This is a genomic window from Phocaeicola sp. ICN-14070 (genome assembly GCF_037892625.1).
GTDB classification, from domain to species: domain Bacteria; phylum Bacteroidota; class Bacteroidia; order Bacteroidales; family Bacteroidaceae; genus Phocaeicola; species Phocaeicola plebeius.
On sequence record NZ_JBBKBF010000012.1, the window covers coordinates 69883 to 78231 of the forward strand.

Annotated in this window: 4 protein-coding genes and 2 pseudogenes; 2 read left to right on the forward strand and 4 right to left on the reverse strand. The window is 40.9% G+C overall.

Annotation, left to right across the window (positions count from 1 at the left end; all coding sequences use genetic code 11):
* Window positions 1–9 precede the first annotated feature (9 nt).
* Window positions 10–2943, reverse strand: coding sequence for a SusC/RagA family TonB-linked outer membrane protein (locus WKT20_RS05720; protein WP_340417013.1), 2934 nt, complete (start codon window positions 2941–2943; stop codon window positions 10–12).
* A gap of 393 nt (window positions 2944–3336) precedes the next feature.
* On the opposite strand from WKT20_RS05720, the pseudogene WKT20_RS05725 reads away from it, so the two are divergent.
* Together WKT20_RS05725 and WKT20_RS05730 are read left to right on the forward strand one after the other, a co-directional pair.
* Window positions 3337–3923 (forward strand): annotated as a pseudogene (locus WKT20_RS05725) (hypothetical protein).
* Window positions 3924–4129: 206 nt separating this feature from the next.
* Window positions 4130–4660, forward strand: coding sequence for a DUF4858 domain-containing protein (locus WKT20_RS05730; RefSeq protein WP_118166313.1), 531 nt, complete (start codon window positions 4130–4132; stop codon window positions 4658–4660).
* A gap of 489 nt (window positions 4661–5149) precedes the next feature.
* Here the strand turns inward: WKT20_RS05730 and WKT20_RS05735 are convergent, their stop codons facing one another.
* The 3 genes and pseudogenes from WKT20_RS05735 to WKT20_RS05745 all read right to left on the reverse strand — a co-directional run.
* A complete protein-coding gene (locus tag WKT20_RS05735) occupies window positions 5150–6211 on the reverse strand; it encodes an OmpA family protein (protein ID WP_118441303.1) in 1062 nt (353 codons plus the stop codon).
* A 129-nt stretch (window positions 6212–6340) separates the two neighbouring features.
* Window positions 6341–6817, reverse strand: a complete 477-nt coding sequence (locus WKT20_RS05740; RefSeq protein ID WP_118166310.1) for a hypothetical protein — start codon at window positions 6815–6817, stop codon at window positions 6341–6343.
* 80 nt (window positions 6818–6897) lie between these two features.
* Window positions 6898–8349: pseudogene (locus tag WKT20_RS05745) on the reverse strand (hypothetical protein); the annotation flags it as partial.

An 8349-nucleotide genomic window follows, 5' to 3' on the forward strand; every position in this document is an offset into this window, starting at 1 on the left:
TATTTAGTTTTAGAAAGAGAGTTCTACACCGAACGAGTATTGGCGAGACATCGGATATTGTGCCTGATACATGTTGGTGAACGCTTCCGGATCGAGTCCGCTAAACTTCGTGAAGGTCAGCAGGTTCTGTCCTTGTGCATAGATGCGTGCGTTGGTGAAGAAATTCGTCTTTTTCAGCCAGCTTTGCGGCAGCATGTAGCTGATCATCAAATTCTTCAGACGCAGGAAGGAAGCATCTTCCAGGAAGCGAGAGTCCATCTGCGGAGTGACGCCCCAGCGGGGAATGTCAGTCACATCGCCCGGTTTCTTCCAGCGGTCGTAGAGCAGACGTTTGGACTGGTTGTAGCCGGTATAGAGTCCGTTGCTTTCTTCAAAGAAGCGGTCGTTGTTGAACATCCAGCGGTCGGCCACCCAGCTGAACTGTGCGTTCACTGAGATGCCTTTCCAGGTCAGGGTTGTTCCGAAACCTCCTTGCCAGGGAGCCAGGTAGTTCTTGCCCACCATCACTTTGTCACTTTCACGGAATTCGTTCGTGATGTTACCATCTTTATCATACCACAGCGGATCACCGTTGGCAGGATTTACACCGGCATAGCGGTTGATGTAGAATTCTCCGTAAGGATGACCCACTACCCATTTAGTAGAAGTATTGGGCAATTCATATTCCTGTACGCCGTTATAGAGTTCCTTGATTTCGTTCTTGTTGTATGATACGTTGGCATTGACGTTCCATACGAAGTCTCTCAAACGCAGCACGTCAGCATTTACAGCCAGTTCCACACCCTGGTTAGTCATCACACCAATATTGTCCCAACGGTAGCCGTTGTTGCCTTCTGAGTAAGATTGGGGAACCTCCATCAAGATGTCGCTGGTGCGTTTGTGGTAAAGTTCCAGATCCACATTCACACGGTCGAAGAAGCCCAGGTGGAATCCCAGATTGGTGGTCCAGGTGGTTTCCCAGCTCAGTTTTTCGTTACCTTTCTGCATCGGAGCAATGCCGGCTGTATCCATATAGGTCATACCGCCACCCACCAGTGCCAAGTGGTCATAGTTCGGGATTTCAGAGTTACCCGACGTACCTGTACTGAACGACACCTGTGCATTGTGCAGCCACTTCACATCTTTCAGGAAGAGCTCTCTCTTAGCGTTCCACATCACACCTACTGACCAGAACTGACCCCAACGGTGGTCCTTACCAAAACGGGAAGAAGCATCGGCGCGAAGGCTCAGATCGGCATAGTAGCGGTCGTCATAGTTGTATTCGGCGCGGCCGAAGACAGATACATAAGAATATGCAGAACTGCTGTCCTGCCAGCTTGAAGCCCGTGTACCGGAAGTGATGTTGGTCAGGTAGTCGTTGTTCTGGTTGCGGGTGGTCAGGGTGAATCCTTCTGCCCGGTAGTCGATACCTTCTTGACCCAGCATCACGTTGAAGTGGTGGTCGCGGTTAATGTCGAACTTATAGTTCAGCGTATTGGTTACGGTCAGGTTCAGAATGTCGTTTGACTGACGTCCGGCAGCACCGAGACCGTTGTTCAGCTGGTAGCTGGGGAACGATTGCATGAATCCGGTGGAGTGTGTAAAGTCGGCACCAAAGGTAATCTTGTATGTGAGGTTCTCTATCGGAGTTACTTCGGCAAAGAGTACGCTCATCACCTTGTATTTCTTATTGGTTACGGGGTTGTTGTCCATCCATTCGATGGGGTTTACCGTGGTACCTGTCCATCCGCCGTTGGCATTGGTAGCCAAAGAGCCGTCCGGGTTATAAGGATTCCAGTAGGGCAACATAAAGCGGCAAGCCGAAATGGGCGAAGACAAACTGTATGAACCCGCATCAGCCTGTTCCACCTCTTCATAGGTTACCATCGAGTTGGTACCCACCTTCAGCCAGTTGCTGGCTTTTACCTCAGCGTTGGCACGTACAGAATAACGAGCAAAGGTAGAACCCTGTGCAATACCGTCTTGGTCGTAGAAACTTCCCGATACAAAGTAATTCAATTTTTCGGTAGCGCGGCTGATAGAGAGGTCGTAGTTCTGCAACATGGCCTTGTCGTTGAACACCATGTCTCTCCAGTTTACATCCGTCTGGCTCAGTATATCGTAGTTCTGTCCGGCGTCCAGTCCTACTTCTTTTTCAAACTGAATGCGTTCAGCAGTGTTCATCAGGTTCCATTCACCCTTGGCCAGCTGAGAAATACCCCATTGTGTGCGCAGAGTGATGTGAGCCTTGTCCATAGCTCTACCACGCTTGGTTGTAATTACCACTACACCGTTGGCCGCGCGGGCACCGTAGATAGACGTAGAAGAAGCATCCTTCAATACGGAAATGCTTTCGATGTCGCTCGGGCTAATGGTGTTGAAATCGCTGCTCGAGATGGGCACACCGTCGAGAATAAACAACGGAGAAGTACCGGAGTTGATAGAGTTGGTACCACGAATCTGGAAAGCTGCCGCCTTGCTGGGCTCACCCGAATTGGACATCACCATCAAGCCGGGTGTCTGACCCTGCAGTGCCTGGTCGAAACCTGCAGCCGGAACGCTTTCCAGTTTCTCAGACTTCACTGTAGAAACAGAACCGGTTACCGTTCCTTTTTTACGAACTCCGTAGGCCACTACCACTACTTCATCCACCAGCTGTGCATCGCTTTTCAGCGTGATGTCCAGCTTTTGTGTCTGTGGAGTCACTACGTGCTGCTGTTGTTGCATACCGATGTATGAGAACACCAGTGTAGCTTGAGCAGCGCCTTTGATCTCAATGGAGTAGTTACCATCAATATCGGTAGTAACTCCATTATTAGTACCCTCTTGCATAATGGCTACACCAATCAGCGGTTCATTGGTTTCTGCTTCAATGACCGTACCCTTCACTGTAAAATTTTGGGCAATAAGCGATTGGACCGCTATTACGGCAAGAGAGACGAACAAAAGAAATCCTCTTTTCATCTCTGTTTTTTAAGTTAAAATAATATAAATGAATTGTTTTTAAATGTATATAATTCCAATACTTCGGTAAAAATTTACCGAAGTATTGTATATTGCATACGGAGAAATGGATGGACACACTTGCTACATCTTGTCTCTTCGTTTAACGTTTCTCCAAACATTACATCAAAAAATAATATATTATTAGAATATTCAATAAAACGGCTCATGATTGCATTTTTATTCATATTAAAAAAGATGTGCAAAATTATAGTATTATCCTTAATTCCGCAACACTTTTTCAAAAAAACAATTTAAAGTATTGAGTAATAATATTTTACCCAATGCTTTAAATTGTCAGAAGATTCACTTAACTTAGTGTTGCTAATAAAAGTTCATAAATCTTCATCAGACATGGCTAAAGTACAAATAAAATCTGAAAAAATCACCCCTTTTGGCGGAATATTTTCAATCATGGAGCAGTTTGATGTCCTTTTATCCAATGTGATTGATTCTACATTAGGAAAGCGCTGTCAGTCCTTCGGCTACAGTTACAGTGAAATACTCCGCTCCCTCATGTGCGTGTTCTTCTGCGGTGGTTCTTGCATTGAAGATGTCTCCACACATCTTCTTATGAGGCATCTTTCCTGTCATCCCAAACTCAAGACATGCAGTTCTGATACGATTCTACGTGCCATAAAAGAGCTGACTTTGACGACATGAACAACGGATTCGGGTGGAAGCGGCTGCCGAAGTCATTCATGTCTGAAAATACGGTCTATCTTCTGATGACTGTACTTATAAGAAACTTTTACAGGACGATTATCAAAAGAATAAATGTAAAGGATTTTGGTCTCTCCCATACAAGTCGTATCAAGACTTTCATCTTCAAATATATTTCTGTTCCGGCCAAATGGATTAAGACATCAAGAGCATACAGACTAAATATCTATACCGATAATCCTGCTTATGCAAGAGTCTTTAAAGTGGGGAGTGATTAACTCTGCTGTTTTACTGGATTTACAGCGTATTGCCTCATGTCGCTTAATGGGGTAAAGGGAAGGTGTACTTAAAAGATGTGCAACAAACTCTCATGCTACAAAGGAATCATATAAAAAGAGGAAATTTACCAGATATTCATTTGTAACACGAGAGTCAAGTTTGCTTGCGGAAATTAGGAATATGGATAATCAGTAAAGAAGGTTGAATGAACACTCTCCAACGATATATGGTGTTGAACTCCCTTTTGCTGGTGGTGATACCTGTGATGAGCCAGCAAAAGGAAGACAAGGAAATTAAGCTGAATGAAGAAACGGTAAAACTCATTCAGTTTGATTTCCTTCCAGGGGATATGGAGAATTATAACAAGCCTTTGGAAGCTCCGTTGGAAAAGAAATGGATGGAATTTCAGAATCCTTTTGATAAAGGAATCCCCCGAAGTCTGACAGACAGTCTTATGGTGAAGAAACCGAAGGGATATATCCGTATGTGTCCTTATTCCATCTGGACAAAACGGGGAGAAGATCCGGTGTATGATGTGACTGTGGAAGGTCGTCCGCCTGAACTTATCATGAACGAGGGACCGGACGTCAGTAAAAAACTACAGACAGATTACGGGCATTCTCTCAAGCCCTCAACGGGCAGAACGTATGATATGCTGAATAACTCTACTCCCATTGAAGTAGGAAAAATTTTTAAGAAGTATATAAGGCCTGTTTTCAAGAAGGACAAAAAGTGACTATGTATTATTTTATTTGTAATTAGTTGAATATTAGTCACTTTTTGTTTGCATGATCAAGATTGTTCTGTAAAATCTAAATTGTTGATAAAAAGATGTTGGAGAATTCTCTGCCTCTTAATTTATTGTCTTTCTGTTATGAAATACCTATAACACAATGCTGACCTTCTTTTGCTTTTTTATAATTTTATATCTTGTGACTTTATCTAGTTTTTTATAGAGGTTAGTTTCAAAAATGAATCTGATTAACCTTTTGTGGAAGAGTGTCGGTTATTTTTTGTATGCTTCCATGTTTCATTGTTGATTCTATTTACAAAAGATACTGGAAGACGTTTGAGGTTTTATTGAAAGGATTTCCTGAGTTTAATAGCGATGGAAGATTGGACACTTTTAAATGAATGTAAACTGAATATTTAGGAAAGAAGTGTCATCTTTTTTATTAAGAAGAGATGACACTCCTTTCCTATTATAAAGAGTTAAATGAGATACTTATTCTGCGATACAGATACTTACACGATTTTCCTCTATAGTGGCAAATGGCTGTACCGTATCACCTTTGTAATCTATTGTAATACGTTGATTGTCGATACCTTTTTCTTTCAACATAGTGGCGACAGCTTCTGCACGATTTTTGGAGAGACGTTCATTAATATCTGCATTACCTGTTTGCTTGTCTGCATAACCACAGATAGTAACTTTGCAGTCTGCATGATTCTTCATGAATTCTGCAAGTTTTTCAATCTTCTGTTCCTCTTCTGTACGTATTTTAGACGAGTTGATGGTAAAGAATATATTTTCTGTCATGCTGACCTTTTCTTGCTTTACAGGAATAGGTTCTTGCACCGATTTTGGCTCTTCTTTGACTGAAGGAGCTGGCTGTGGAGTTGGTTCATAGTATACTGGTTCTGTCTTGCGTGAGGTTTTTCCAAATTTAATTGTAAATCCTGCAAGTGCATTAAACTGCCAGTCTACATTGCCTGCCTTTTTGGAATTGAACTTATCCGACAGTACATTTGCATTTACCTCTATGTTAAAGAACAGATTGGAAGTTAGACGTAGGTTAGTACCTAATCCAAACTTACCAACTGGGCTGATTTTGCTGTCTTTCCATAAATAACGTAATTCATACCCTTTATTAGCTAATGCAACGGCTTCATCGTTATTAAATGCTCCATTCAGACCTACACCAGCGAACAAGTATGTATTGAAAAAACGGTTAGGGTTGTAGCGACAGAACAAATTGCTCAAATCCAATGTCGCATCTATATTTCCTTGTAAGTAATTGTACTTGTAAAGCTGATTATAGGCGGCCCATCCTCCTTTAGCCTGCCAACCATTTACTCCGAAACGCAGTCCCCAGAGTGGTGTAAACTGATAGCCTCCATAGATGGCAGCTGCCGGAGAGATTAAGTCTCCAAATTTGGCTTCACCACGAGTGTGTGCGGCACCAGCCTGTATTTGCATAAACCAGTGGGGAACAAACTCGGTTTTTCCCTCTTCTTTAATTTGACGAGAGGATTGATACTCTTGTGAGGAAACTGTAATTGGCATAAAACCAATACATAATATTGTTAAAATGGTATTCCAGCGCATAATATTAATGATTTAAGAATTAATTTGTTAACAATAATGAGAGCAAATAGATACTATAGTTTATATTATCTCTATAATATATAATGGTTACTCTGACAAACAAAGTCTCCACCCTCCAAGATAATTCATAGGCTTAAAGCTAATACTGCTAGATATAGATTGAGAGCCTTTAATGGTAAAAGTACATTTTACTTCATTTTCTATAGCGGTTTTAAACTTTATGTCTTTAATTTCGTGGCTTTGCACTGGAAAAAGTTTTAGGGTTTCTATTACCTTTTCCATTTCTTCGTTTGATAGTGGAATGGGTTCATTCCATATATCTGTAGAATCAGGCTTATATAACATCGCTGCAGCTTCGGCGTATTCTCCGTTTTGTACGTATGTCATATAGTCATTAACCAGTTTTTGTACAGCTAAGGTATCCTCTTTTACTAGCCCATCGGTAAAACTTTTTAGTTCTGTTGGTATGGTAGCAGTTTCTGTTTGTTTTCCTTTCCTTTCTGTACATGAAAGCAAGCAGAGCAAGCAGATTGCTACAATAGCGACAATATTGTATCTTTTCATCGTTTTATATTTACAAGTAAAAAATAAGGGGCTTTTTAGGCCCCTTATCTTATTGTTTTTTAAGAATTCCAGGCTTTTGCTTAGTTAGCTTGTGTCTTAGAAATCTTACATACTACATATACGCGGATTGTACCCCAGTCGTATGTTACATCAAACGGAACTTGAATCTGGAAATCACCTACAGTTACTCCGTTATTTTCATAAAGCAAAGTACCGAAATAATGTTTGATACCATTCTTACCTTGTTGGATTTCCTGATAAGTAGGTTCTGTGAAGTGGAATTTAATCTTATCAGTTACACTAGATAATAATTTATCAAATTTACCACTTGTTCCATTCAAATCTGTTTTGATATCCTTTTCAAGACATTCTATTTTGTTTACACCGTAGTATTCATAATAGTTGTGTCCTTTGGTTTCAGTTCCATCAAAGTTATGATCACGCCAGTCTACAAATTTCAAGGTCAAGTCTCGTTTTGCACCTCCAGTTTCAGCATCTGTGAACGTATTGTCGTTCGGGTCGATGATGCTAATCGGACGCAAGAACTTAACGAAGAACTTGTTATTATCCAATGTAAACGGAACCCAGTCACAATTAGTCGGTTTAATTTCCAATTGTGCAGTAAATGTTTCCTTAACGTCCAAATCTTTATGGTCTGCGTAGTTCAAGATATCTTTAGCTACATCATTATCTACATACTCTAATACTGACTGCTGAATTGTTTTTCCTGCAGCAGGTGTTTCTTGGTTGATTAATCTTACAACCTCATATTTATTCAGGTCTCCTTTGATATTAGCATAAAGAACTGTACCATTCTTGCCGACTGTAATTTCATACTGAGTACCTGAATTACCTGTAACCGGTGTTAAATCAGTACCTTGAGGATCTACAAATTTAAATTCTTTAGTCAATTTGTCGTTTTGGAATGCTGTATAAACGCTATTGACATCAGATACTGTTACATCATTGCCTACAAATGTATTCAAGATGTCAGATTTAAATTCATCGTCAGCACCTATCTGACCTACAGTCTCAACATTTGCATGAATATCGCTATAGCCACTACCTGCAGTAGGCTTGTTAGTTGCATACCAATATTCTTTAATCTTGTCAGAATCAGCTAATTTTCCAGCAGGAGTTACATTGCGTTCAGATGGTGTCCAAGTCAATGTAACATATACATACTGATAAATATGTTTCGTTGCATCGATTTCTTTTGCATAACGTACAACTACAGAAGCTGCTTCATTGTTCTTGAACAATTGATATGCTTCGTTGTTCTTCAATGTCCAAGTGATGATTTCAGTTTGTTCTGCACCTGTATCTGAAATAGTTTGTTTAACGATACCTTTCTTAGTTGCAGGCTGAGATGTTGCAGTTACTCCGTCATACTGGGTAGCATCATCATTGCCGCCTTCCAACTTGAAGTTTGTATGGAAGTCTTCTTTAGAGATACCCAATTCCTGAAGTTTAGCCAAGATATCTTCTTCAAAGTCATGCCATGCAATTTCCAGTTTATGTTCGTTTTCTGG

Bases quoted from the DNA above. Each gene is read 5' to 3' on its own strand.
- WKT20_RS05720 (WP_340417013.1), bottom strand. From the start codon at position 2,943: ATGAAAAGAGGATTTCTTTTGTTCGTCTCTCTTGCCGTAATAGCGGTC.
- WKT20_RS05730 (WP_118166313.1), top strand. From the start codon at position 4,130: ATGAACACTCTCCAACGATATATGGTGTTGAACTCCCTTTTGCTGGTG.
- WKT20_RS05735 (WP_118441303.1), bottom strand. From the start codon at position 6,211: ATGCCAATTACAGTTTCCTCACAAGAGTATCAATCCTCTCGTCAAATT.
- WKT20_RS05740 (WP_118166310.1), bottom strand. From the start codon at position 6,817: ATGAAAAGATACAATATTGTCGCTATTGTAGCAATCTGCTTGCTCTGC.